Origin of the sequence: Streptomyces sp. NPDC127106 (assembly GCF_042677605.1) — a bacterium.
In the GTDB taxonomy this organism is placed as follows: Bacteria; Actinomycetota; Actinomycetes; order Streptomycetales; family Streptomycetaceae; genus Streptomyces.
The window spans coordinates 326,429-349,563 of record NZ_JBHXTC010000001.1 but is presented as its reverse complement, the minus strand read 5'-3'; the positions used below and the strand labels follow the sequence as shown (position 1 = coordinate 349,563).

The 23,135-nt window shown below is 74.9% G+C and carries 23 protein-coding genes, 1 tRNA gene and 1 pseudogene; 19 read left to right on the top strand and 6 right to left on the bottom strand.

Translation table 11 applies throughout. The annotated features are described in order from the left end of the window. Positions 1-227: 227 nt before the first annotated feature. The 5 genes from ACFVGY_RS01455 to ACFVGY_RS01435 all read left to right on the top strand — a co-directional run bounded on the left by ACFVGY_RS01455 (position 228) and on the right by ACFVGY_RS01435 (position 4,166). Entirely contained in the window at positions 228-602 is a 375-nt protein-coding gene (locus tag ACFVGY_RS01455; protein ID WP_385669155.1) for a YbjQ family protein, read from the top strand. A 69-nt stretch (positions 603-671) separates the two neighbouring features. Continuing rightward, positions 672-2,258 carry a glycosyltransferase family 2 protein gene (locus ACFVGY_RS01450; RefSeq protein WP_385669152.1) on the top strand — a complete coding sequence of 529 codons (1,587 nt, stop codon included), beginning with the start codon at positions 672-674 and terminating at the stop codon, positions 2,256-2,258. A gap of 161 nt (positions 2,259-2,419) precedes the next feature. Beyond that, complete coding sequence (locus ACFVGY_RS01445; RefSeq protein WP_385669149.1) at positions 2,420-2,899, top strand: LPXTG cell wall anchor domain-containing protein; 480 nt, start codon at positions 2,420-2,422, stop codon at positions 2,897-2,899. A gap of 8 nt (positions 2,900-2,907) precedes the next feature. Beyond that, positions 2,908-3,627 carry an RNA polymerase sigma factor gene (locus tag ACFVGY_RS01440; RefSeq protein WP_385669146.1) on the top strand — a complete coding sequence of 240 codons (720 nt, stop codon included), beginning with the start codon at positions 2,908-2,910 and terminating at the stop codon, positions 3,625-3,627. After that, positions 3,624-4,166, top strand: coding sequence for a hypothetical protein (locus ACFVGY_RS01435; RefSeq protein WP_385669143.1), 543 nt, complete (start codon positions 3,624-3,626; stop codon positions 4,164-4,166). Before ACFVGY_RS01440 ends, ACFVGY_RS01435 begins: the two co-directional genes overlap by 4 nt. A 31-nt stretch (positions 4,167-4,197) precedes the next feature. Here ACFVGY_RS01435 and ACFVGY_RS01430 read toward each other — a convergent pair whose 3' ends face one another. Together ACFVGY_RS01430 and ACFVGY_RS01425 are read right to left on the bottom strand one after the other, a co-directional pair. Beyond that, complete coding sequence (locus ACFVGY_RS01430) at positions 4,198-4,896, bottom strand: ribonuclease H (protein WP_385669140.1); 699 nt, start codon at positions 4,894-4,896, stop codon at positions 4,198-4,200. 7 nt (positions 4,897-4,903) lie between these two features. Further along, positions 4,904-5,383, bottom strand: coding sequence for a MarR family winged helix-turn-helix transcriptional regulator (locus tag ACFVGY_RS01425; protein ID WP_385669136.1), 480 nt, complete (start codon positions 5,381-5,383; stop codon positions 4,904-4,906). Between the two features lie 253 nt (positions 5,384-5,636). Here ACFVGY_RS01425 and ACFVGY_RS01420 point away from each other — a divergent pair, with 253 nt between their 5' ends. The 3 genes from ACFVGY_RS01420 to ACFVGY_RS01410 all read left to right on the top strand — a co-directional run bounded on the left by ACFVGY_RS01420 (position 5,637) and on the right by ACFVGY_RS01410 (position 9,160). Beyond that, positions 5,637-6,857, top strand: coding sequence for an MFS transporter (locus ACFVGY_RS01420; protein ID WP_385669133.1), 1,221 nt, complete (start codon positions 5,637-5,639; stop codon positions 6,855-6,857). 96 nt (positions 6,858-6,953) lie between these two features. Further along, positions 6,954-7,421, top strand: coding sequence for a heme-binding protein (locus ACFVGY_RS01415; protein ID WP_385669130.1), 468 nt, complete (start codon positions 6,954-6,956; stop codon positions 7,419-7,421). Between the two features lie 92 nt (positions 7,422-7,513). Continuing rightward, positions 7,514-9,160: a glycoside hydrolase family 20 protein gene (locus ACFVGY_RS01410; RefSeq protein WP_385669127.1), complete on the top strand. Its 1,647-nt coding sequence runs from the start codon at positions 7,514-7,516 to the stop codon at positions 9,158-9,160. Between the two features lie 16 nt (positions 9,161-9,176). On the opposite strand, the gene ACFVGY_RS01405 is transcribed toward ACFVGY_RS01410, so the two are convergent. Then, complete coding sequence (locus tag ACFVGY_RS01405; RefSeq protein WP_385669124.1) at positions 9,177-9,506, bottom strand: DUF3040 domain-containing protein; 330 nt, start codon at positions 9,504-9,506, stop codon at positions 9,177-9,179. A gap of 86 nt (positions 9,507-9,592) precedes the next feature. After that, on the bottom strand, positions 9,593-10,450 hold the full coding sequence (locus ACFVGY_RS01400; protein ID WP_385669121.1) for an endonuclease I family protein: 858 nt from the start codon (positions 10,448-10,450) through the stop codon (positions 9,593-9,595). A gap of 271 nt (positions 10,451-10,721) precedes the next feature. Here ACFVGY_RS01400 and ACFVGY_RS01395 point away from each other — a divergent pair, with 271 nt between their 5' ends. Together ACFVGY_RS01395 and ACFVGY_RS01390 are read left to right on the top strand one after the other, a co-directional pair. After that, positions 10,722-11,288 (top strand): DJ-1/PfpI family protein, encoded by a 567-nt coding sequence (locus ACFVGY_RS01395; protein ID WP_385669118.1) that lies wholly within the window; start codon positions 10,722-10,724, stop codon positions 11,286-11,288. A gap of 151 nt (positions 11,289-11,439) precedes the next feature. Beyond that, the gene (locus ACFVGY_RS01390; protein WP_385669115.1) at positions 11,440-12,429 is read left to right on the top strand and encodes an SMP-30/gluconolactonase/LRE family protein; all 990 of its coding nucleotides are present in this window, start codon (positions 11,440-11,442) and stop codon (positions 12,427-12,429) included. Here ACFVGY_RS01390 and ACFVGY_RS01385 read toward each other — a convergent pair. Further along, complete coding sequence (locus ACFVGY_RS01385; protein WP_385669112.1) at positions 12,413-13,225, bottom strand: glutamate ABC transporter substrate-binding protein; 813 nt, start codon at positions 13,223-13,225, stop codon at positions 12,413-12,415. The genes ACFVGY_RS01390 and ACFVGY_RS01385 overlap by 17 nt on opposite strands. Positions 13,226-13,628: 403 nt before the next feature. On the opposite strand from ACFVGY_RS01385, the gene ACFVGY_RS01380 reads away from it, so the two are divergent. From ACFVGY_RS01380 to ACFVGY_RS01355, 6 genes are all read left to right on the top strand, one after another. Next, positions 13,629-13,701 (top strand) — tRNA-Arg (locus ACFVGY_RS01380). 59 nt (positions 13,702-13,760) lie between these two features. Further along, the gene (locus tag ACFVGY_RS01375) at positions 13,761-14,900 is read left to right on the top strand and encodes a gala protein (RefSeq protein WP_385669109.1); all 1,140 of its coding nucleotides are present in this window, start codon (positions 13,761-13,763) and stop codon (positions 14,898-14,900) included. After that, positions 14,897-16,726, top strand: a complete 1,830-nt coding sequence (locus ACFVGY_RS01370) for an ankyrin repeat domain-containing protein (RefSeq protein ID WP_385669106.1) — start codon at positions 14,897-14,899, stop codon at positions 16,724-16,726. Before ACFVGY_RS01375 ends, ACFVGY_RS01370 begins: the two co-directional genes overlap by 4 nt. Then, positions 16,723-17,925 (top strand): AAA family ATPase, encoded by a 1,203-nt coding sequence (locus ACFVGY_RS01365; protein ID WP_385669103.1) that lies wholly within the window; start codon positions 16,723-16,725, stop codon positions 17,923-17,925. The genes ACFVGY_RS01370 and ACFVGY_RS01365 overlap by 4 nt, the downstream gene beginning before the upstream one ends. Beyond that, positions 17,922-19,127, top strand: coding sequence for a VWA-like domain-containing protein (locus tag ACFVGY_RS01360; RefSeq protein ID WP_385669836.1), 1,206 nt, complete (start codon positions 17,922-17,924; stop codon positions 19,125-19,127). The genes ACFVGY_RS01365 and ACFVGY_RS01360 overlap by 4 nt, the downstream gene beginning before the upstream one ends. Positions 19,128-19,257: 130 nt before the next feature. Then, positions 19,258-19,827: a TerD family protein gene (locus tag ACFVGY_RS01355; RefSeq protein WP_385669100.1), complete on the top strand. Its 570-nt coding sequence runs from the start codon at positions 19,258-19,260 to the stop codon at positions 19,825-19,827. A 275-nt stretch (positions 19,828-20,102) separates the two neighbouring features. Here the strand turns inward: ACFVGY_RS01355 and ACFVGY_RS01350 are convergent. Further along, positions 20,103-20,690, bottom strand: a pseudogene (locus tag ACFVGY_RS01350) (TetR/AcrR family transcriptional regulator); the annotation flags it as partial. Between the two features lie 227 nt (positions 20,691-20,917). Here ACFVGY_RS01350 and ACFVGY_RS01345 point away from each other — a divergent pair. From ACFVGY_RS01345 to ACFVGY_RS01335, 3 genes are read left to right on the top strand one after another with little or no spacing between them, the layout of a single operon-like run. Then, on the top strand, positions 20,918-21,853 hold the full coding sequence (locus ACFVGY_RS01345; RefSeq protein ID WP_385669097.1) for a phosphatase PAP2 family protein: 936 nt from the start codon (positions 20,918-20,920) through the stop codon (positions 21,851-21,853). Further along, a complete protein-coding gene (locus ACFVGY_RS01340; RefSeq protein ID WP_385669095.1) occupies positions 21,850-22,725 on the top strand; it encodes a hypothetical protein in 876 nt (291 codons plus the stop codon). Before ACFVGY_RS01345 ends, ACFVGY_RS01340 begins: the two co-directional genes overlap by 4 nt. A 4-nt stretch (positions 22,726-22,729) precedes the next feature. Next, positions 22,730-23,086 (top strand): hypothetical protein, encoded by a 357-nt coding sequence (locus tag ACFVGY_RS01335; RefSeq protein ID WP_385669092.1) that lies wholly within the window; start codon positions 22,730-22,732, stop codon positions 23,084-23,086. Positions 23,087-23,135: the final 49 nt, after the last annotated feature.

The following is a 23,135-nucleotide window of genomic DNA, read 5'->3' as shown; positions in this document are numbered from 1 at the left end:
GGTGAAACCACCTACACCGCAGGACGGCCCCCGCATACAACCCGGGGCGTAGTCACGCGGTCCGGCAGCGGAGCGAGCCGTACCGGCAGCCGCGGTCGGGCCGCGCCCAGGTGGCGGTCCCGGCCCACGAGTCAGGCCCGGCCGCCCGGCTGAGCCGACACCGACCCGGCACCCGATGGGCCGCGCTGCGGATGCGCGGCCGCGGGCCCGCCGCCACAGTGGGTGCCATGGGTATCGACGACTACACCGGCGGCCCCGGGGCCCAGCAGACCGGAGTCCTGGTCGTGACGACCAACGACGCCCCCGGATACCGGGTGGAGCGGGTGATCGGGGAGGTCTTCGGCCTCACCGTCCGCTCCCGCCACCTGGGCAGCCAGATCGGCGCCGGCCTGAAGTCGATGATCGGTGGCGAGCTGAAGGGCCTGACCAAGACCCTGGTCGAGACCCGCAACCAGGCCATGGAACGGCTCATCGAGGGGGCCAAGGCCCGCGGCGCGAACGCCGTGCTCATGATGCGGTTCGACGTGACCGAGGCCGCCGACGTGGGCACCGAGGTGTGCGCGTACGGCACGGCCGTCGTCCTGGTCCCGGCCGGCTCCTGACCCCCGGCCCGCCGCCGCGGCCGGGTCCCGGCTGCGGGAGCAGTGCGCGGTGAACCCTATGCTCGGGGCATGTACCACCAGTTCGTGCCCGATGTGTCCGTGATCATCGCCGTCTACAACGCGATGCCGTACCTGACCGAATGCCTCGAATCGGTCATGGCGCAGGGTCTCGGGCCCGAACGTCTGGAAGTCATCGCGGTCGACGACGGCTCGACGGACGGCAGCGGTGCCGAACTCGACCGCTTCGCCGCCCGCCACCCGCAGATCCGCGTGCTGCACCAGCCGAACTCCGGCGGCCCCGGCGGACCGCGCAACCGCGCCCTCGACCTGGCCCGCGGCCGGTACGTCTTCTTCGCCGACGCCGACGACATGCTGGGCCCCGAGGCCCTCCAACGGCTGCTCGCCATGGCCGACGCCCAGGGCAGCGACCTCGTCCTCGCCAGGCAGGTCGGCCTCGGCCGGACCGTCTCCGAGAAGGCCCACGAACACGCCCCCGAGGCCGACCTCTACACCTCGGAGGTCTACCGCTCGCTGCACTCGGCCAAGCTGATGCGCCGCACGACCATCGAGAACGCGCAGCTGCGCTACCCGGAGGACCTCTGGTACGGCGAGGACCAGATCTTCGTCACCTCCGTCTTCCTGGCCGCCGGGAAGATATCCGTGGTCGGCGACTACGACTGCTACTACCTGCGCCGCCGCGACGACGGCGGCAACCTCACCTCGCGCACCCGCACCGCCCACGAGACCGTCGCCCACATCGAACGCGTCATGGCGCTGGTCGCCGGCCGCGTCCAGCACCCGGTGGGACGGCGCCGGATGCTCGGCCGCCACTTCCGCAGCCTGCTGCGCACGGCCCTGCGGCCGGCCGTCGCCGCCCGCCACGGCGACCCCGCTTACACGGCCGAGGTCTATGCGCGGGCGCGGACGCTCGTCGAAACGTACTGGACCCCCGACATGGGCGGCGAACTGCCGCGGATCGACTGGATCCGGCTGTACGCCTTCGCCTGTGGCCCCCTCCCCGCCTTCGAGCAGCTGATGGAGTACGACCCGGCGAAGGAGCCGGCGCCACGGGAGGTCGTCGAGAACGGCCGCGTGTACCGCTGCTACCCCCTCTTCCGGGATCCGGCCGCGGGCCTGCCCGACGTGCTCTTCGACGTGACCGGGCAGCTGAAGGCCCGGCACCAGCTGGCGTCGTTGACCTGGCAGGGCCGCCGGGTACGGCTGACCGGGCACGCCTACATCCAGAGCCTCGGCACGGACCGCATGGACAGCGAACTCGTCCTGCGCGAGCGGGAGACGGGACGCGAGTACGCAGTGCCCGCCGCCCCGTGCCCGGCCCCCGACCTCGCCGAGCACGATCGGGAACTGGACATGGCCGGGTTCCAGGCGGAGATCGACCTCGCCACGGTGGCCGGGGGAGACCCGCTCCCGCCGGGCCTGTGGGACTGCTTCCTGAACGTGCGCGCGGACGGGGTGGCGCGCACCGTCCGGCTGGGCCGCCGGCACGCGCCCGACCTCGACCGCACGGCCCGCCGGTCCAAGGTCCTGGCCCGGGAGGCGAGCGGGGCCACCGAGCTCGCGGCCGCGCCCTTCTTCACCGCGTACGGCAACCTCAGCTTCGAGGTCGTGCGCCGGATCCCGCTGTCGGCGGAGTGAGACCGGGCGTGTCGAGACCGGGGGCGTCCCGGACCCGCGCCGCCCGGCCGGAAGTCCGCGGAAACTTTTCTGCAGAGAGCGGCAACCTCCCGGGGGGTCGCGCGTCGTGCGGGGGTGAAGGGCGTCGTTCCGCGCCCTCGACCCGACCGTGGAGAACCACCGTGACCAACCTCAAGCGCGTTCCCGTGCCCTCCCGCCCGCCGCTGCGCCGGGTGGCCGCCGCCGTCGCCGTGGCCGCCGGGGCGGCGGCCGTCCTCGCCGGGAGGGCGTCCGCCGGGCCGGCGCCCACGGCCACGCCCTCGCCCGTGCCGACCGCGACGCGGAGCGTGCCGCCGAGCCCGGTGCCGAGCACGGCTCCGAGCGCCGTGCCGAGCGCGCCGCCGAGCACCGCCCCGGGCGGCCGACCCACGCCCTCGGTCAGCGTCCCCCCGACGGCCGCCCCGAGCGCCACCCCCGCCCCGAGCGCTTCTCCGAGCGCGGTGCCGAGCGCGGCGCCGTCCGCGACCTCCTCGCCCGCCGGCGGCGAGCTCGCGCAGACCGGATCCTCCGCGACCAACGTCGCCCTGGGGGCCGGCGCGGCCGTACTCCTGGCCGCTGGTGGCGGGACCCTGTACGCCGTCCGGCGCCGCGCGAACGGCTGAGGACGCCCGTGCTCCACCTCGCACCACCAGTACCCCTCGCACGGCCCCTCGCGCCCGGCCTCCGCCGGGCGTGGTGGGGCCTGCGGGCGTGGGCGCTGCGCCGCGCACGGCCCGCCCCGACCGCTGCCGCCCCGACCGCCGCCGCCCCGGCGGCGGCCGCCGCACCGCCGTACGGAGCCGGGTCCGCCCGCCGGGGCGGGTCCGCGTACGACAGCACCTGGGCCGACCACGGGGATCCGCCGCGCCCGACGGTCTCCGAGCTCTACCACGCCCACCGGCTGCCGATGGTCCGCCTGGCCGTCCTGCTCGTCGACGACCTGGCCACCGCCGAGGACGTGGTGCAGGACGCCTTCACCGCCCTGTACCGCCGCCACGGGGAGCACATCGCCGAGGTCGACAACGCCCTGGGCTACCTGCGCACGGCCGTGGTCAACACCTCCCGGTCCGTCCTGCGGCGCAGGCGCACGGCCCGCGCCTGGACCCCGCCCCCGGCGCGGGACCTGCCGTCCGCGGAGGAGCACGTGGTCCTCGACGAGGCCCACCGCGAGGTCCTCGCCGCGCTCGCCCGGCTCACTCCCCGCCGCCGGCAGGTCCTCGTACTGCGCTACTGGGCGGAACTGAGCGAGGCGGAGATCGCCACCACCCTCGGGATCAGCCGGGGCGCGGTGAAGTCGAACGCGAGCCGTGCCCTGGACGCGCTGGAACGGATTCTGGAGGGACGCATATGACGTACGGCGAGCGCCCCGTCGGGACCGCGGGCGAAAGACCGGTCGAGCGCAGGCTGCGGGCCGCCCTCGACGCCCGGGCGGCCTCGGTCACCGTCCGCGAGTTGCGCCCCGCGGCGCCGCCGGGGCCGCACACCCGGCGGCCGGCCCCCGTGGTGTGGCTGCGGTCGCGGCGCTGGGCGGTGCCGCTGGCGGGACTGGCCGCGGCGGCCGCGGCCGTGGCCGGCTACGCCGTCCTGGCCCCGGACGCGCCGCCCACCCGCCCGGTGCCGCCGGCTTCCCCGCCCGACCCGGGTTCCCCCGGCCCGGGGCCGGGTCCGTCCGGCAGCCCGGGCCCGTCGGCGGTGCCGTCGTCCCCGCCCACGACGCAGGGGACCCGGTCGACGCCGTCGCCCGGTGCGTCGCCGGGCCCGTCCGGGACGCGGTCGGCACCCCCGGCCACCCCGTCGGGGTCCCCGTTCCCGCCGGCGGCGCCGACGGGGACCCCGGTGCAGTCCTCGCCGTTCCGCTCCCCGAGCCCCAGCGCGAGTAGGCCGGGCTAGGCCGGGGCCGCTGGCTGGGCTGCTGGGTCCGCTAGTCCGCGGCCGGGCCGGGGGCGGTGGCGCAGGCGAGGTGTCCCCAGCGGGCGCCGACCTTGGCGATGGTCTCGCCGGAGGCGTACGGCTTCCCGCAGGGGCAGCTGCCGGGGAACTTCGCCTTCACGGAGGCGCGGCCGCGGCCGGCAGCCGACTTCTTCGCCGGGGTGCCGGAGGGCCGGCGGGCGGGGGCGGCGCGGCCGGGCTCCGGCACGGGCAGGTCGGTGTGGCCGAGCGCGGTGCCGGCGGCTTCCTGGGAGACGGCCGCGTCGCTGGCGGCCTGGTCGGCGATGGCGTTCAGCCGGTCGCCGTCGGTTCGGTGCGCGGGGACGTAACGGAACTCCACGTCCCGCTCCGTCAGCAGCTCGTCGATGCGCTCGACCAGCTCCCGGTTGGCCACCGGCTTGCCCGCGGCGGTCTTCCACCCGTTGCGCTTCCAGGCGGGGAGCCACTGGGTGACGGCCTTCATCGCGTACTGCGAGTCCATCCGCACCTCGACGGCCGTCCCCGGGTCGAGCGCCTCCAGCAGCCGCTGCAGGGCGGTCAGTTCGCCCACGTTGTTGGTGGCGCGGCCCAGCGGGCCGGCCTCCCAGCGCTCCGGGCGGCCCTCGGCGTCGGCGATGACCCACGCCCATCCGGCCGGCCCGGGATTGCCCTTCGCCGCCCCGTCGCAGGCGGCAATGATCCGTTCAGACATCCCTCGATCATGCCCCAACCGCGGGGGTGCCCGCGCCGGGCCGGATGTTTTCCACGGCAGCGACGAGCGGGGCGAGCTCGGGCTTGCGCCTGGCCTCGTCCAAGGCCTCGCGCAGGGCGGTGTCGTTGGTCGGCCGGGCCGCGGCCAGGAGCGCCAGGCCGGCCGCGCTGACGTCGGTGTAGATGCCGCGCCGGTCGGTGTCGCAGAGATAGCGGCCCAGCAGCCCGCGGTCCTCCAGCCTGCTGACCAGCCGGGTGGTGGCGCTCTGGCTGAGGACCACGGCGTCGGCGACCTGGTTCATGCGCAGGTGGCCGCCCGGACCGTTGTGCTGGCGGCTGAGGACGTCGAGCAGCGAGTACTCGCGGACGCTCAGCCCGTGCTCGGCCTGTAGGGCCCGCTCGATGTGCGCCTCGATCCGCCCGTGCAACAGGGAGAGGGCGCACCAGCCCTGGGCGAGGGCGGTCAGTGCGCTGTCCGTGGCCGTCATGGGCGCTCCTCCTTGCAGATCCCGGGGCCCTTGCAGATCCCCGGGCCCCTTGCAGATCCCGGTCTTCGCAGGCCCCGGTCCGGGCCGGTTCCCCGTACGCGGGTGCCTCCAGGATAGGCGACGAGCGCAATAGCCCGCGCTTGCAAATATCGCGCGTCTGCAATTAATGTGGACGCAGGCAATCGGCGATCGCAACCGTTCTGTGCTGCTGGCCGGGCCGTACCACCCCCACCCCTGAAGGGCACCTCCCCTCATGCCTCTCGCACTGCTCGCCCTGGCCATCGGAGCCTTCGGGATCGGCACCACCGAATTCGTGATCATGGGCCTGCTCCCCGAGGTCGCCGCCGACTACGGCGTTTCCATCCCGACCGCCGGCTTCCTCGTCACCGGATACGCACTCGGCGTCGTCCTCGGCGCCCCGCTGATGACCGTCCTGGGCACGCGCATCCCCCGCAAGCGCATGCTGATGCTCCTCATGTGCCTGTTCGTCGCCGGCAACGTGCTCTCCGCGCTCGCCCCCGTCTTCGGCGTCATGCTGGCCGGGCGCGTCGTCGCCTCCCTCGCCCACGGAGCCTTCTTCGGCATCGGATCGGTCGTCGCCGCGGAGCTCGTCGCCCCCGAGAAGAAGGCCGGAGCCATCGCGATGATGTTCACCGGCCTGACCGTGGCCAACGTCGTCGGCGTCCCCCTCGGCACCCTCGTCGGCCAGACCCTCGGCTGGCGCACGACCTTCCTGATCGTCGCCGCCCTCGGCGTGCTCGGCCTGCTCGGCATCGCCCGCCTCGTGCCGGACCTGCCCCGGCCCGAGGGCGTCCGGATCCGCCACGAGCTGGCCGCCTTCAGGAACGTCCAGGTGCTGCTCGCGATGGCCATGACCGTCCTCGGCTTCGGCGGCGTCTTCGCGGCCGTCACCTACATCACGCCGATGATGACCGAGGTCGCCGGCTTCGCCGACACCTCCGTCACCTGGCTCCTCGTCCTCTTCGGCCTCGGCATGGTCGCCGGCAACCTCCTCGGCGGCCGGTTCGCCGACCGGGCGCTGATGCCGATGCTGTACGCCTCCCTGGGCGCACTGGCCCTCGTCCTGGCCCTCTTCACGCTGACCGCCCACTCCCAGGCCGGCGCCGCCGTCACCCTCGTCCTCGTCGGAGCCCTCGGCTTCGCCACCGTGCCGCCGCTGCAGAAGCGGGTCCTCGACCAGGCCGCCGGCGCGCCCACCCTGGCCTCCGCCGTCAACATCGGCGCCTTCAACCTCGGCAACGCCCTCGCCGCCTGGCTGGGCGGGCTCGTCATCGCCGCCGGATTCGGCTGGACCGCCCCGAACTGGGTCGGCGCCGCCCTCGCCGGCTCCGCCCTGGTCCTCGCCCTCGTCTCCGGCGCGCTGGAGCGGCGTACGGCCCCCCGCCCGGGGCGCATCGCCGCTGCCTCCCCGGCCGCCCGGGGCGCCACGGCGCCCGCAGCAGCCGGCCACTGACCCACCGCACACGGCACACCGCCGCACACGGCACCCCGCCGCCCCTCACACCGCCATGCCGTCACCCGACCGCACCACCCCCAGGAGAACCCCGCCATGGCCACCGCCACCCGCCCCCGCCGCACCGCCGTCGCCCCGCTGACCACGGACGACGCCGAACTGCTCGTCTCCGCCGCCCGGGCCGCCGCCGAAGCGGCCGGTGCCACCGTCAGCATCACCGTCCTCGACGCGGGCGGCCACCTGCTCGCCTTCCGCCGCGACGACCGGGCCGTACTGATCTCCGGCGAGACCAGCACCCGCAAGGCCTTCACCGCCCTCCAGCTGAACGCCCCCACGGCGGACCTGGTCGACGCCGTCCGCCCCGACGGGCCGTTCCACACCCTGCCCACCGCCCTCGACCGGCCGCTGCTGTTCGTCGCCGGCGGGCTGCCCGTCCACCGCGAGGGCCGGATCATCGGCGCCGTCGGCGTGGGCGGTGCCGCCCCCGAGCAGGACCACGGCTTCGCCGGCGCCGCCCTCGCCGAGCTCGCCGCGCACGACGGGGCCGGGGCGCCGGCCGCGTGAGACCCGCGCCGAGTCGCGAGCCCGTGCCTCCCGTGCCACGTTGGTACGGGAGGCACGGGTTCGACATGAGGCGGTTTCCGGCAGCACACATCATGAGGCGGTTCGGGCAGCACAGGAGGAGCCACTCCCTCGCGACGGCCACGGCCGCCGCGCTGATCGCCCTTGCCGTCCCCGCCTGCACCGCCGCCTCGGGCGACGGCCGCGGACCGGGCGCCGCCCCGACCGGCCCCGCCGCCCCGACCGGGCAGACCCCCGGCACCGCCGCGGAGGCCGCCCCCTCGCCGACCCCTTCCTACCCGCTGTCCTCCGCCCCGCGCACCATCCCGGCCGTACGCGAGCACACCCCTGCCCGCGGCCCCGGATGGAAGCCGGTCCCCGGCGCGCGGGTCGTCGTACCCGCGGCGAACAGCGCGGCCCTCGCCGACGAGGGCAGGCTGCTCGCCGGCGAACTCCGGCTCGGCTTCACCGACACGGCCGCCGCACGCCCCGGGGACGTCGAACTCGCCCTCGCCGCACCGGACTCCGGGCCCGCCGAGTCGTACACCCTGACCGTGAAGGACGGCCGCGCCCGCGTCACCGGCCCCGACCAGGCCGGCGTCTTCTACGGCACCCGGACCCTCAAGCAGGCGGTGAAAGCGGCCGGTTCGGCCCCCGAGGGCACCGTGCGCGACGCGCCGGCCAAGCCGCAGCGCGGCCTGAACCTCGACACCGCCCGCAAGAACTACACCGCGGACTGGATCGAGGCCCGGCTGCGCGAGATGGCCGACCTCAAGCTCAACCAGCTCGGCCTGCACTTCTCCGACGACCAGGCCTTCCGGATCCAGTCCGACACCCACCCCGAGATCGTCTCCACCCCCCACCTCACCAAGGCGGAGGTCCGGCGGATCAACGAGCTCGCCGCCCGCCTGCACATCGCCGTCGTCCCCGAGATCGACTCCCCGGGCCACCTCGGCGCGGTGCTGCGCGCCCACCCCGACCTACAGCTGCGCGACGTACAGGGCCGGGCGGTCAAGGGTGCCGTGGACATCTCGAACCCGGCCGCGGCCCGGCTCGTCGACGAACTGCTCCGCGAGTACCTGCCGCTGTTCCCGGGCACCACCTGGCACCTGGGGGCCGACGAGTACCAGGCGCTGGTCTACCGCGACCCGCAGGCCTCCTTCCCGAAGCTGGCGCAGGCCGCACGGCAGCGGTACGGGCCCTCCGCGACCGTGCAGGACCTCGCCACGGGCTGGCTGAACGACCGCGCGGGCGTGGTGCGCCCGGCGGGCAGGGTGCCCAAGGCGTGGAACGACGGCGTGTTCGCGGGCGGGGTGGCGCGGCCCGCGCAGGACATCCAGGTCGAGTACTGGACCGGCCGCGAGAGCGGGGCCCGGCCGCCGGTCTCGTACCTCGCCGAAGGCCGCAAGGTCGTCAACCTGAACGACGAGTACCTCTACTACGTGCTGGGGCAGCCGAACCAGTTCACGTACCCCACCGGCCGGCGGATCTACGAGGAGTGGACCCCGCTGGTCCTGCGCGGGACCACCCCCGTGCCCGCCCGCTACGGGCCGCAGGTCCTGGGTGCCCGGCTCGCCGTCTGGAGCGACCTCGCCGGGGCCCAGACCCAGGCCCAGGTGGCCGACGGGATCCGGCTGCCGCTGGCCGCGCTGTCCCAGAAGGTCTGGGACGCGCGGCCCCCGCAACAGCCGTGGGCCGGCTTCAAGGCCCTCGCCGACCGGCTCCAGCCCCCCGGGGCCTGACCCGGCCGGCAACGTCCTAGCCCGGCCGGCCCGTATGCTCGCGGAGCCGGCCCGTATGCTCGCGGACCTGCCAGCGGTGCCGGAGCCACTGGGCGAGCAGGGGCAGCGCCATGGCCACCGTGAGGGTCCAGGCGGCCGCGAAGCCCCAGATCAGCGGCAGGGACACGGTGACCGAGGCGGCGATCAGCAGCCCCACCGCGACCGCGCCGAGCGCGCACGCCGCCATCGCACGGTGGCGCAGTCGGCCGAAGCGCAGGATCCGGTCCAGCGAGCGGTCCCGCCTCAGCTCCGCCTCGATCGCGGAGAGGGCGTGCTGCTCGCGGTCGGAGAGTCCGGCATCGTCCATGACGACCTCCGTCGGCTGCCGCCGCAGGGTGCGTGCCGCAGCCTCTGACCTGCGAATACCCGGTCCGCTAGGGGGCAACCCTGGGGTCACCAGATGGAGTCGACCCACTCCGGGTGGTCGATGAACGGGTTCCGGTTGTGCTGGTAGGCGTCGTAGATGACCTGGTTGCGGCGCTTCTCGAAGGCGTCCGGCGGGTCCAGCCGGTTCCATTCCTTCAACACGCTGATCCGGCCGATCGCCGGCGCGCTGCCGTTGGCGGTGCGGTCGTTCATCTCCAGGTCCGGGAAGCCGTCGCCGCCGTCGTAGCGCACGGCCATGTACAGCAGCATCCTGGCGACGTCGCCCTTGACCGCGTTCCGCGGCTCGAAGGAGTCGGCGTCGGTGTAGCTGCCGGGGGCCTCGGCGACCGGGCTGCCGCCGCGGTCGAAGTCCTTGTTGCCGCGCGTGCTGTTGACCGTGACGTCCTCGGGGCGCAGGTGGTGCAGGTCCGTGCCCGGGCCGGTGGCGGTGCCGAAGTCGCCGTGGCTCTTGGCCCAGACGTGCTCGCGGTTCCAATCGTTGGCGCCGCCGCCGTTGGTCGACTTGGACTGGGAGCGGCCCGAGTAGACGAGGACGACGTTGTTCGGGTTCGCCGGGTCCTGGTCGGTGACCTTCAGCGCGTTCCACACGGCGTCGTAGCTGATCCTGGACTGGTTCTTGACGATGCCGTGGAGCGCGGCCTTCAGCGCTGCTCCGGTCTTGCCCTCGGCAGGCGCGTAGTACGCGTCCACGGCGGCGTCGGTGGCGTCCGTGGCGTCCGTGGTGTCCGCGGCCTGCGAGGCGGTGGCCGTGCCGGTGCCGCCCGCCGCCCGGTGCGCCGTGCCCGCCGTGGCGGCGGCCGGTACGGCGATCAGCGTCGCCGCGGCGATGCAGACGGCCCAGGAGGTTCTCCGGGAGATGGTCATGACGTGGGGGTTTCCTCTCCGCACGCACCGTCCCCGCCGGTGCAGTCGGCGGGGTGTCAGGTGGATGGCGGAGCGAGGGTCACATTGTCATGTGCCGTACAGGTGAAGCCGGCGTGTCGGGAGCCCGGACATTCCTTGCGCCCCGGGTAATCCGATCGGGTGAGGGCCCTCTTGGCAGGAGCCCGGCCCACGGGCAGGGTGGCCGGAGCCCGGCGGCGACCGGGCGGATGCGAAACCACGACCGTGCGAACACCCTTACCGGGAGCAGCCCATGGCAGTGAAGATCCTCATCGTGACCGGCGACGCGGCGGAGTCGCTGGAGGTGCTCTACCCCTACCAGCGCCTGCGCGAGGAGGGGTACGAGGTCCACATCGCGGCGCCCGCCGTGAAGCAGCTGCGGTTCGTGGTGCACGACTTCGAGGAGGGCTTCGACACCTACACCGAGAAGCCGGGCTACACCTGGCCCGCCGACGTGGCCTTCGCCGACGTGGACCCGGAGCAGTACGCGGCCGTCGTCGTGCCGGGCGGCAGGGCACCGGAGTACCTGCGCAACAACGAGGACGTGCAGCGGATCCTGGGCGCCTTCGCCACCTCCGGCAAGCCGATCGCCCAGATCTGCCACGGCCCGCTGATCACCGCGGCGACCGGCTCGCTGGACGGCCGGCGGGTGACCGCGTACCCGGCGCTCCAGCTGGACATGAAGGCGGCCGGCGCCGACTTCGAGGACGCCGAGGCCGTCGTCGACGACAAGCTGGTATCGGCGCGCGCCTGGCCCGACCACCCGGCGTGGATGCGCGAGTTCCTCAAGGTCCTCGCCGTCGAGGCCCCCGTGGCCTGAACCCTCCGGTCGCGAAGGGGACGTTCCCCCTTTGTTTGTGAAGGTCCGGGCCGGGGACTGACGGGACGGCGGTGGTGTGCTGAGGTGGGGGAGGACCCGACCGACACCGCACCGACCACCGCCGTCCGCACGGCGGCCGAAAGGACGCACCGTGACTGGATCCCTGGCCCGGCGCAGGTTCATCGGCGCGGCGGCAGTCCTGGCCGGCGCGGCGGTCGCGGGGCCGCTCGCCCCGCTCGCCGAAGCCCGCGGGACCGGGCGGACGCCGAACGGCGGGCCGGGCGGAGCCGCCGGCCCGCGCCCCGATGCCGTCGCCACCCCGCCCGGTTTCCAGCCGGAGGGCATAGCCGTCTCGGCCGGCGGGCTCCTCTACACCGGCTCCCTGATCGACGGCTCGATCTACCGGGCCGACCTCGCCACCGGAGCCGGCGGGATCATCACCCGGGGAGAGGGCCCCATGTCGGTCGGGATGAAGCTCGACGGGCACGGCCGGCTGTTCGTGGCGGGCGGCGACAGCGGGCAGATCCGCGTCGTCCGTGCCGACGACGGCCTTGTCCTCGCCACCCACCAGGCGGTCGGCGGCACCGCCTTCGTCAACGACGTCGTGGTCGGCTGCGGGGGAGCCTGGTTCACCGACTCCTTCAACGACGTCCTGTACTTCCTGCCCGCCGGCCGTGACCGGGCCGCCGCCCCGCGCGCCGTGGCGCTCGGCGGCGCATGGGTGCCCACCCCGCCCGGCGGTGGCCACTGGGGCGCCAACGGGATCGAGCGGACCCCGGACGGCCGGGCCCTGCTGGTCGTCAACGACAACGCGCAGGCACTGTTCCGCGTCGACCCGCGCACCGGCGCCGCGGCCCGGGTTCCGCTCGACGGGGGCGGGTCCGTGGCCAACGGCGACGGTCTCGCGGTCCACGGGCGCACCCTGTACGTGGTCCGCAACTGGGACTACGCGGTCGACGTCTTCGCGCTCGGCGCGGACGGCCGGCGGGCCCGCTTCGTGAAGCGGATCACCGACCCGCGGTTCGACGAGCCGACGACGGCGGCGGTGCACGGCGGACGCCTGTGGGTGGTCAACGCCGCCTTCGACGCCGACTGGTCGGACCCCGCCACCGCGTCGGGCGTCGTCAGCTGCCCGTTGTGATCTGCGGAGCCGGCTCGCTGCGGTAGGCCGGGCCGAAGTTCTTCTTCACCGCGGCGTCCCAGGAGCCGTCCGCGACCATCTTCTTCAGGGCGGCGTTGATCTTTTCGACCAGCTCCTTGTTGCCCTTCTTGACGCCGATGCCGTAGCTCTCGTTGCTCAGGCTCAGCCCGACGAGCTTGAACTTGCCCGCGTTGGCCTTCTGGGCGGCGTAACCGGCGAGGATGGAGTTGTCGGTGGTCATGGCGTCGGCCTGGCCGTCCTGGAGGGCGATGACGCACTCCGAGTAGCCGCCGAGCTCCAGCAGGCTCGCCTTGGGCGCCAGCTTCTCCTTGACGTTCGACGCCGAGGTGGAGCCGGAGACCGAGCACAGCTTCCTGTTGTTGAGGTCCTCGGCCTTGGTGATCGTGTTGTCGTCGGCGCGGACGAGGAGGTCCTGGTGGGCCGTGAAGTACGGACCGGCGAAGTCGACCTTCTCCTTGCGCTTGTCGCTGATCGAGTAGCTCGCGGCGACGAACTTGACCTCGTTGTACTGCAGCAGCAGCTCGCGGTCGGAGCTGTCGACCTTCTTGAACTCGATCTGCTCGGGCTTGTAACCGAGCTCCTTGGCGATGTAGGTGGCGACGTCCACGTCGAAGCCGGAGAAGACGCCGCCGGTCTCGCGCAGGCCCACACCGGGCTGGTCGAACTTGATGCCGATCGACAGGGTCCCCTGGGGGCCTTCGTCGCCGCCGCAGCCGGTGGCGGTCAGGGCGAGGCCGAAGACCACGGCCATCGCACCAGCCTTGGGAACCCTCATGGTGTGCACTCTTTCCTAGGGACGCGGGACGCGGAGCGGGATCGCCGGATCGCGTGGAACCGCGGGAACGTGAAAAGCGTCGAGGACGCGTGTACGAGGAAGCTAGGAATGCCGCCGCCGCGGTGTCACTGGAATTGAGCGAAACTTGAGGTAACGATCCGGCTCGACCGGCGTTTCTGTGGCGATTACGGCTGTGAACGGGATGAAGGGGGACGCGCTGGGGGCGCGTTTGGTGCGGGTCGATGGAAATGCCCCCCTGCCGGCGAAGGGGTGCACATCGGATTTAATCCGGACATCGCGCTCGGTCGGGCCGGGGGTTCGTCCGTCACCAACGGCAATCGATCGGCCACGGATTCAAACTGGTGATCGACTTTGGCCGAAAAGCCGCTATGATCGCCGCTGCAAGGCCGTAGCGCAGAGGTCGTCGCGCCCAAGCATCGAGCTGGAGGACGTCGGTTCGAATCCGACCGGTCTTGCGTCTTTCTTCAAGTCGTAGTGGACGCCGGGCACCGGCGAAGGAACCGGTGGAGTGGTGATGACACGGCCGATACCCGTACGGTGCCCCGCGATCGAGCACCCCGACCTGCCGCTCGCCGACCCGGCCGGCCTCGACCCGCTGCTCGCGCGCCTCGCCGCGGCCGACGAGGTCGCGGCCGACGAGGGCTTCACGATCGGCACCCTGCGCGCCGACGGCCGCGTGGACCTGTGCAAGCAGGGCCTCGGGCCGGCCGGCGCCGCCCGCGTCGCAGCCGTCGCCGCCCGCTCCCCGCACGCGCGGCACCTCCTGCTCGGCACCAACTCCATCGGCGACGAGGGCGCCCGCACGCTAGCCGACGCCCTCGCGGACGGCCACGGCCTGCACACCCTCTACCTGGGCTGCAACCGGATCGGACCGGACGGCGTCGCCGCCCTCGCGGACGCCCTCGCCGACGACACCTCCGTCAAGGCCCTCTGGCTCAAGCGGAATCCGGTCCTCGCCGACGGCGCCGTGACCCTGGCCGCCCTGCTCCGGCGCAACCGCACCCTGCGCACCCTCGACCTGGTCAACACCGGCATCGGCAGCGACGGCGTGCGCCTCCTCCTCGACGCCCTCCGCACCCGCGAGATCCCGCTGGAGCGCCTCTTCCTCGGCGGCAACGGCCTCACCGCCGACGACGCCCCGCTGCTCGCCGCCCTCATCCGGGACGCCGGCGTCCGCGAGCTGTACCTCCCCGCCAACCACCTCGGCGACGAGGGCGCCGCCGTCCTGGCCGCCGCCGCGGCCGCCGACCCCGCCCGCCCGGTCCGCCTCGGCCTCGGCGGCAACGGCATCGGGCCCGACGGCGCCCGGGCCCTCGCCGACGCCCTGGGCGGCATCGAAGCCCTCGACCTCGGCCGCCCCCCGTCCGAGCGCAGCCTCGGCTCCACCGGCAACGCCACGGGTGACGAAGGGGCGTACGCACTCGCCGCCGCCCTGCCCGGCAGCCCGCTGCGCCGCCTGGAACTGCGCCACACCGGGCTCACCGGGCGCGGCGCGAAGTGCCTGCTGGCCGCCGTCCCCGACGGCTCGCCCCTGGAGTACGTCGGCCTCGGCCCCGGCCTGCCCCGCAAGGTGAAGCGCTCCTTCAACGGCCGGCTGCGCCCCGCCCGCGGCGCCCACCCCGACCTCGGCGCCATCACGAGCGTGTACCGATGAACGCGAACGCGCGCCCCGACAACCGCGCCCTCGACCGGCTGCCCGGCGGCTTCCTCCCGGAGGACTTCGCAGCCTGGCGGCGGATCCGCCGCTACGCCGTGCCCTCCTGGATGATCGAGCGCGCCACCGAGCACCGGCTCGCCGGCGACTGGCGGGCCGCCTGCGCGGCCGCCGCCGTCGACGTCTGCTTCGACCTGTCCGAACTCGCCGCGGACCACGGCCCGTCGGTCGCCGAGGCGGTCGAGGACGACCTGCGCCACCTCGCGCCCGACCTGGTCCGCTGGCACCTGCCACGCCTCCTCGGCGGCCGCACCACCGTCGCCTCCGACGTGCGGGTCCTGCTGGCCCGCTACGGGACCGGCCCCGACGCGCCCGTCCTCTGCGCCACCACCGGCCCGATGGCCGACGGGGCGCAGCGGCTGCGGCTGCGCTGCACCCCCGTGGATCCCCTGGAGGAGAACCACGTCGCCTACCACGTCCGGGCGACCTACACACCCGAGAACTGGATCGCGGCACGGCCGCTCTGGGACGCCCGGCACACCGCCGAACTGCGCGAGCGCTTCACCGCCGGCGCCGACCGGCTGCCGTTCTTCCGCCCGGACGGCACGCCGCTCGGCCCCGACGAGCTGCCCACCACCGATCCCGGCACGGCAGACCAGGCCGCACACGCCGAATGGGTCACCCTGCTGCAGGCCCGCGGCGAGTACGACGCCGCCTACGGGGCCGTCGGCGTCGCGCAGGACCTGACCGTCCCCGAGTCCGGGTCGACGTACAGCCGTCCGGCGGAACCGCAGGCGCTGATGGCCACCCAGGTCTTCGACCTGCCCCGCCTCGAAGCGGAGGTACGCCGACTGGAGCGGGCCGGCGAAGGCAGCCGGTTCCGGATTCCCGTGCGCTGGAACGGTGACCTGGCAGTGGAGCCGATGGGCCCGCGCGGCCTGCGCCTGTCCGCCATCGCCCCGGGGCGCTGGGACAGGCCGCAGGAGGCCCCCACGCTGTCCGTCTTCGCCCGGAAGCGGCTGCCCGACCTCGAACTGGTCCGCACCGGCCGGATCACGCCGCGTGAGCTGCACCCGCTGGTTGCCGCAGCCCTCTTCCCCGGGGCCGGCGCCGCCGCCGGCCCGCCGCCCCCGGCCCCGGCGCAGCCGGTACGGGTCCGCTGCCGCGGCGAGTGGCACGAGGTGCGCTCCCGGAACGGCGTGCTCGACCTGCTCCGGCACACCGCCGAGGAGCAACAGCGCGAGCGGGCCATGCGGGCGTTCGGCGGCGCCGTGGCCGGCTGCTTCGCCGTGCAGCACGACTGGGTCACCGGTGAGGGGCGGCTGCCGCGCGCCCTGCGGGCCGAGATGCGCGACCTGTTCCTGCGCGCCCAGCACGGCGACACCCCGGGCGTCCTCGCGCTCCTGGATTCCGGTACGGACCCGCGGGTCCGCGACCGACGCGGGCACACCCTGTTGCACGTGCTCCACCTCCTGGACCACGACGTGCTGATGCCCCGACTGCTGGCGGCGGGCCTGGACGTGGACACCAAGTCGCAGGCGGGCCTCACGCCGCTGCAGGTCGCCGTCCAGAACGGCGGCTCCGCCGATCTGGTGCGGGCGTTCGTCGAGGCAGGCTCCCGGATCGACGTCATCGACGACATGGAGCTGTCGCTGGCCCAGGTGATCCGCCGCTACCGGCGCACCGATCTCGCCTTCCTGCGCGCGCGTGTCGAGGAGGAATACCCCGACATCGGCTCCGAGTGGTTCGACGAGTACATGGAGGAGCGCGAAGCCGAGTACGCCGACCCCGAGGACGACGAAGACGACGAGGACGAGGACGCATGAGCACCCGGCCGCCCAGCCCCCTGGCCGACGCCCTCGCCGCCGCCGACGCCCTCGGCGCCCGGCTGCGCGCCACCCGCACCGAGCCCGCCACCAACCCCCAACTGGAGGCGCTGGCCCTGGCCGTGACGGCCAACCAGCCGGTCCTGCTGTGGGGTGAGCCCGGCATCGGCAAGTCCGCCGGCATGCAGCAGCTCGCCGATGCCCTCGGCATCGGGCTGGAGACGGTCATCGCCAGCGTGCACGAGCCCTCCGACTTCGCCGGCCTGCCCATCGTCGGGGACGACCCGGCCACCACGGGTGTTCCCATGGCCCCGCCGGACTGGGCGGTACGCCTCGCCCGGACCGGGCACGGCCTGCTCTTCTTCGACGAGCTGTCCTCCGCCCCGCCGGCCGTGCAGGCGGCCCTGCTGCGCGTGGTCCTCGAACGCCGGGTCGGCAGCCTCGTCCTGCCCGAGTCCGTGCGGATCGTGGCCGCGGCCAACCCGCCCTCCAGCGCCGCCGACGGCTGGCACCTCAGCCCGCCGCTGGCCAACCGGTTCGTCCACCTCGACTGGACCCACAGCCCGCGCACCGTAGCCCGCGGCATGGCCGGCACCTGGCCCGAGGTAGCCCTCCCGGCCGTGGACCCGACCCGCGTCTCCGGTGCCGTCGCCCGGGCCCGCGGCGTCGTCTCCGGCTTCCTGACCGCCCGGCCGGGCCTCGTCCACCACATGCCGGCCGAGGCCGAGGGCCGCGGCCGGGCCTGGCCCTCCCCGCGCACCTGGGAGATGGCGCTGCGGCTGCTGGCCACCGGGTACGCGGCCGGAGCCGGCCGGGAGGCCCTGGCCACCGCGCTCACCGGGGCCGTCGGCGAGGCCGCCGGCATCGAACTGCTGTCGTACCTGGAGAACCTGGACCTGCCCGACCCGGACCGGGTGCTCGCCGATCCGGACGCCTTCGCCCTGCCCGAACGCGGCGACCGGCAGCTGGCCTTCCTGATCGCCGTGGTCGCGGCCGTCCAGGGCGAGCTCACCCGCCCGCGCTGGGAGGCCGGCTGGACGGTGCTCGCCAAGGCCGTGGACGCGGGCGTGCCGGACGTGGCCGCCCGGGCCGCCGCCGACCTCGCGGCGATGCGCGACCTGGACTGGCCGGTACCGTCCGGCATCGACGCGTTCGTCGAACTGCTCCAGCTCTCCGGCGCACTGCCCGGCAGCGGCTGACGGCCGTGGACGCGGAGCAGGCCCGCCTGGACCGGGCGAAGCTGCTCGCCGCCCGCTACCGGGCGGCGGAGGCCCGGCCCTACCTGGCCTCGGCCCTGTACGCGCTCACGGTGGTCCCCTCGACGGCCGTCCCGACCATGGGCGTGGACCGGCACTGGCGCTGTTACGTCTCGCCCGCCTTCGTCGACGCGACGCCCGTGGCCGAACTGGCCGGCGTGTGGATCCACGAGGTGGCCCACCTGCTGCGCGACCACCACGGCCGGGCCGACCGGCTCCCGGCCGCCGACCAGGGCGATCAGGTCCGGATCAACATCGCCGAGGACTGCGAGATCAACGACGACCTCCTCGCCGACGGGCTGGCGCTGCCCGAGGGGCGGATGGAGCCGCGGCTGTTCGGCCTGCCCACCGGGGAGATGTTCGAGGCGTACCTGCCGTCGATCCCGCGCACCCCCCGGCACCGCGTCGACTGCGGTTCGGGCGCCCACGGCGTGCCGGCCCCCTGGGAGCTCGGGGAGACCGGCGACACCGCCCGGATCAGCCCGGTCGAGGCCGAGGCCCTGCGCCGTCAGACCGCCCAGGCCATGCGCGCCCACCAGCGCAGCCGGGGCACGCTCCCGGCCGGCTGGGAGCGCTGGGCGACGCAGGTGCTGGAGCCCACCGTCGACTGGCGGCGCGCGCTGACCGGAGCGGTACGGGAGGCCGCCGCCTGGGCGGCCGGAGCCGTCGACTACACCTACCGGCGCCCCTCGCGCCGCACGCCCGCCCTCGGCGGCCGGGTGGTGCTGCCCAGCCTGCGCAGGCCGCTGCCGCGGGTCGCGATCGTCATCGACACGTCGGGGTCGATGGGGGAGGACGACCTGGCCGCCGCGCTCGCCGAAGTGACCGGCGTGCTGCGGGAGGTGGGGGTGCGCGGCAACCGGGTCGCGGTGCTGGCGTGCGACGCGGACGTGCAGGCCGTGGCCCGGGTGAGCAGCGTCGACCAGGTGGCGCTGGCCGGCGGGGGCGGGACGGACATGCGGGTCGGGATCGGTGCCGCGCTGGCGATGCCGGACCGGCCGGACATCGTCGTCGTGCTGACCGACGGTTTCACGCCATGGCCCGACGTGCCCTCGTCCTGCCGGGTGATCGCCGCGCTGATCGGCGAAGGGCCCCCGCAGCCCCCGGACTGGGTGGAGACCGTACGCGTCGTCCCCGGATCGTAGGGCCTGCCGCCGCCGGCGGGGCCGCGCACCCCGGAGCCCGCATGGCCGGGAACATGCGGTCACCCGCGCCGGAGCCGCCCCCGCATGACAGCATGGCCGGGCAACACCCGAGAAGCGGAGGGGGAGTTCGGTGAGCGGTTCGGCGAGCGGAGTACGCAAGAGCCTGGCGAAGGTCGAGGTCGCGCTGCGGTGGGACCCGAGCCCCGGCGGGACGCCCCCGAACGACATGGACATCGTGGCTGCGGTCTACGGCGCCGCCGACCCGTACGGGGAGCCCGTCCAGGTCGTCCACTTCGGCAGCCGTTCGCCCGACGGCACCATCACGCTCAACCGCGACAGCCGCACCGGCCAGGGCTTCGGCTACGACGAGGTGATGACCCTCGAACTGGACCGGATGCGGCCGGAGTCGGTGCGGGTCGTGGTGGGCGTGCTGATCCAGGGCGCCGGCCCGCGCGGCGGCCGGCGCAAGACGTTCGCCGCCATAGGGGGTACGGGCGTCCGGATCCGCGAGGGCCACACCGACCTCGCGCTCACCGACTTCGCGGCCGTGCCGCACGCCACCGCGGCCACGGTCGCACGGTTCATCCGCGACGGCGCGGACTGCTGGCTGCTGGACACCGTCGTACGGGGCTACGACGCCGATGCGGAGGAGTTCGTCCGGGCCATGGGCGCCGAACGGCCCTGCCCCCGGCCGGGGTGACGCGGTCCTGCGGGGCCGGCCGTGCGGACCGGGCGGCCGCCACCCCCACGCGCGGGTGGCCGCCGCCCGGTCCGGCCGGCGCGCTGCCGCCGTCCCCACGAGGCAGCGCGGGGCGGGCTCCCGCCGGTCATCGGTGACGGGCGCCCACCGGTTCAGGGGGCCGGATCCGGGTCCGGTAGGGGCGCCGGCCGCGGACCGGGGCCGGGCGTGTGCTGCGGATCGGGGTCGCGGTCGGAGCCGAAGCCGGTGCCGGTGCCGGGCGTCGCGTCGGTGGCGAGGCCCAGGGCGGGCAGCAGGGCCGCGTCGACGAACCGCACCAGGTAGTCCGCGTCCGCGTACCGCCCCTCCAGCACCGGCCGGATCCGCAGCACCCCCATGAGCTGCGCCGGCAGGAACTCCACGGCCGGATGGTCCGGGACGATCTCCCCGCGCTCCACGGCCCGCGCCACCATCGCCGCGAACGCGGCCAGCTCCGGCTCGACCAGCGCCTCGCGCAGGGCCGTCTGGAGCTTCTCGTCGCTGAGCACCGCGTGCCCGAGGGCCTGGGTGAGCCGGGTGTCGCGCCCCGACGTGCCGGCGGCGATCCGGGCCGCCTCGCGCAGGTCGCCGGCCAGCGAGCCGGTGTCGACCGCGGCCAGGGTGCCCTGCCGGTGCGCGCGCAGGGCCGCCGCGACCAGTTGGGGCTTGGTCTTCCACTGCCGGTAGAGCGTGGACTTGCCGCAGCAGGCCCGGGCGGCGACGCCCTCCATGGTCAGGGCCTCGTAGCCGTGCTCGCGCAGCTCGTCCAGGACGGCGTCGTAGAACTCCTGCACCCGCTCGGGGGTGATCTTGGAGCGGCGCCCGGCGGGCTGCGTCGACGTCATGGGGTGCGGCTCTCCTCGGGGGCTCCGCGGCGGATGGTTCCGTCATCGCAGTGTAGAGGAACGCCCGCGTATCGGTACACCGACGTATCGATACGCGAATGTATCGATACACTGGCGTCTCGGTAGCGGCGCGGTCCAGACCAACCGCCCGCCCGCCACCGCCCGACCGGCCATCCACGGGCTGCACCCGCGTACGGGACCCGATGACAGGAAGCGAGACCGGGGGAATGACCTCCCACACCACGCCTGTGGGGCCGGGGGGGGGGGGGGGGCGGCCGCGCCCCCCCCCCCCCCCCCCCCGACTCCTGCGCGAGCTGCTGCTCGTCGCGGGCCTGTTCGCCCTCTACAAGGCGGGCCGGCTGCTCTCGACCGACCGCACAGACGAGGCCTTCCGCAACGCGGCCCGGGTCTGGGACGCCGAGCGGGCCCTGCACCTCCCGGGCGAAGAAACGATTCAGCGTCTGCTCCTGCACGACGCGGGGAACACCGGCGCCGCCACCGGGGACGCCCTGGTCCACGCCGCGAACACCTACTACGCGGCCGTCCATTTCCCCGCGACCGCGCTCTTCCTCGTCTGGCTGTACCTGCGCCGACCCAGCCACTACCAGTGGGCCCGGCGCGTCCTCACCGTCCTGACCGCCGCCGCCCTCGCCCTGCACCTGGCCTTCCCGCTGGCCCCGCCGCGGATGCTCGCCGCCGCGCACCTCGTCGACACAGGGCAGGCCTACGGGCCCTCCGTCTACGGAGCCTCGCCGGCAGCCGACACCCTGGCCAACCAGTTCGCCGCCATGCCCTCGCTCCACTTCGGGTGGGCGTTGATGCTCGCCCTCGGCATGATCGCGGCCGGCCGGTCCCGCTCGCCGTGGCGCCTGCTGTGGCTCCTGCACCCGCTGCTGACCCTGCTCGTCATCGTCGGCACGGCCAACCACTACTGGCTCGACGCGATCGTCGCCGGCGTGCTGCTCGGTGCCGCGCTCCTCGCCGTACCCGTACCCGTACCGCGCCCGCAGGGCCCGTCCCGTCCGCAGGTCCCCTCCCGTCCGCAGGTCCCCTCCCGGCCGCTCACCGGCGTACGGCGCCTGCCGCGGGCCCGCCACGCCGCCGAGCCTGCCGAGCCTGCCGCGCCCGCCGAGCCCGTCGGAGCCACCGGAGCCGGCCGGTGAACGCCACCGTCCTCGCCGTCGCGCTCTGCCTCGCCTCCGCCGCGGCCTACGCGGCCGCGGCCGTCGCGCAGGAACGCCTCGCCCGCACCGCCGTCGCCCGCACCGCCCGCGCCCTGCTCGGCAACGGCGCCTGGTGGTGCTCCGCGGGCCTGAACACCGCCGCCGCCCTGCTGCACGCCGCCGCCCTGCGCTACGGGCCGCTCACCCTGGTCCAGCCCCTCGGTGCGCTCACCCTCGTCGCCGCCGTCCCGGTGGGCGCCCGCCGGGCCGGCCGCCGCGTCGCCGCCACCGAATGGCGCGGCACCCTGGCCACCGTCGCCGGGCTCGGCCTGCTGCTGCTCCCGGCCTCCGGGCCGGCCCCGGACGACACCCTCACCCTGGCCGAGGCACTCGCCGTGTCGGGCGCCACCGCCGCCGCGATAGGCCTGCTGACCGGACGCGGGGACGTGCGCTCGGGGCTGCGGCACGCGACCGCGTCCGGGCTGGCCTCCGCCGTCGCCTCCGCGCTGACCCAGACGGTGGCGGTGGCGGGCGGCCGCGGGGGAGCCCTGCTCAGCGGACGCGTCCTCGCCGTCGCAGGGCTCGTCGCCGTCTTCGCGGTCGGCGGGATGCTCCTGTCGCAGCGGGCCTACCGGGGCGGACTCGGCGCGCCCCTCGCCGTGGTCAACCTGGCCAACCCCCTGGCCGCGGCCGCGATCGGCATGGTCCTGCTCGGCGAACGCCTCCAGGGCGGCGCCCTCGGCCTGCTGCTCGCGGCCGCGGGCGCGGTGGCGGCGGCCCGCGGGGTGCTGCTGCTGACCCGTTCGGCCCCGGACGGCGGGCGGACGCAGCCCGCCACGACCCCCGGGGCGGCCGGCCGTGTGGCAGCATGACCGCATGGGGCACATGACGGGCACGGCTGCTGACGGATCGTTCCTCTCCCTCTGGTCCAAGAACTCCGTGCTGTCCATCGGTTCGGTGGGCTCGGTGCTCTCCCTCGGCTCCGCCGGCAGCGTGCTGTCGGTCGGCTCCCTCGGCTCCGCGCTGTCCATCGGCTCCGCCGGCTCCTGGCTGAGCGCCGGCTCCCTGCTCAGCGCCCTGTCGAACCGCTCGGTGCTCTCCTACCGGTCGAACCGGGCCGTGCTCGCCTCCGGTTCGCACGGAGCCGCCCGCTGCCGGCGCGCCTGCGGGGGCCTCGCGGTGACCGCCGTGGTCGTCGCGGCGCTCGTCCGTGCGCGGACCCGCCAGGGTTGAGAACCGTTTCGCCGCGCCGTGCGTCCTCCTCTCCGAGAGCGACCACGCA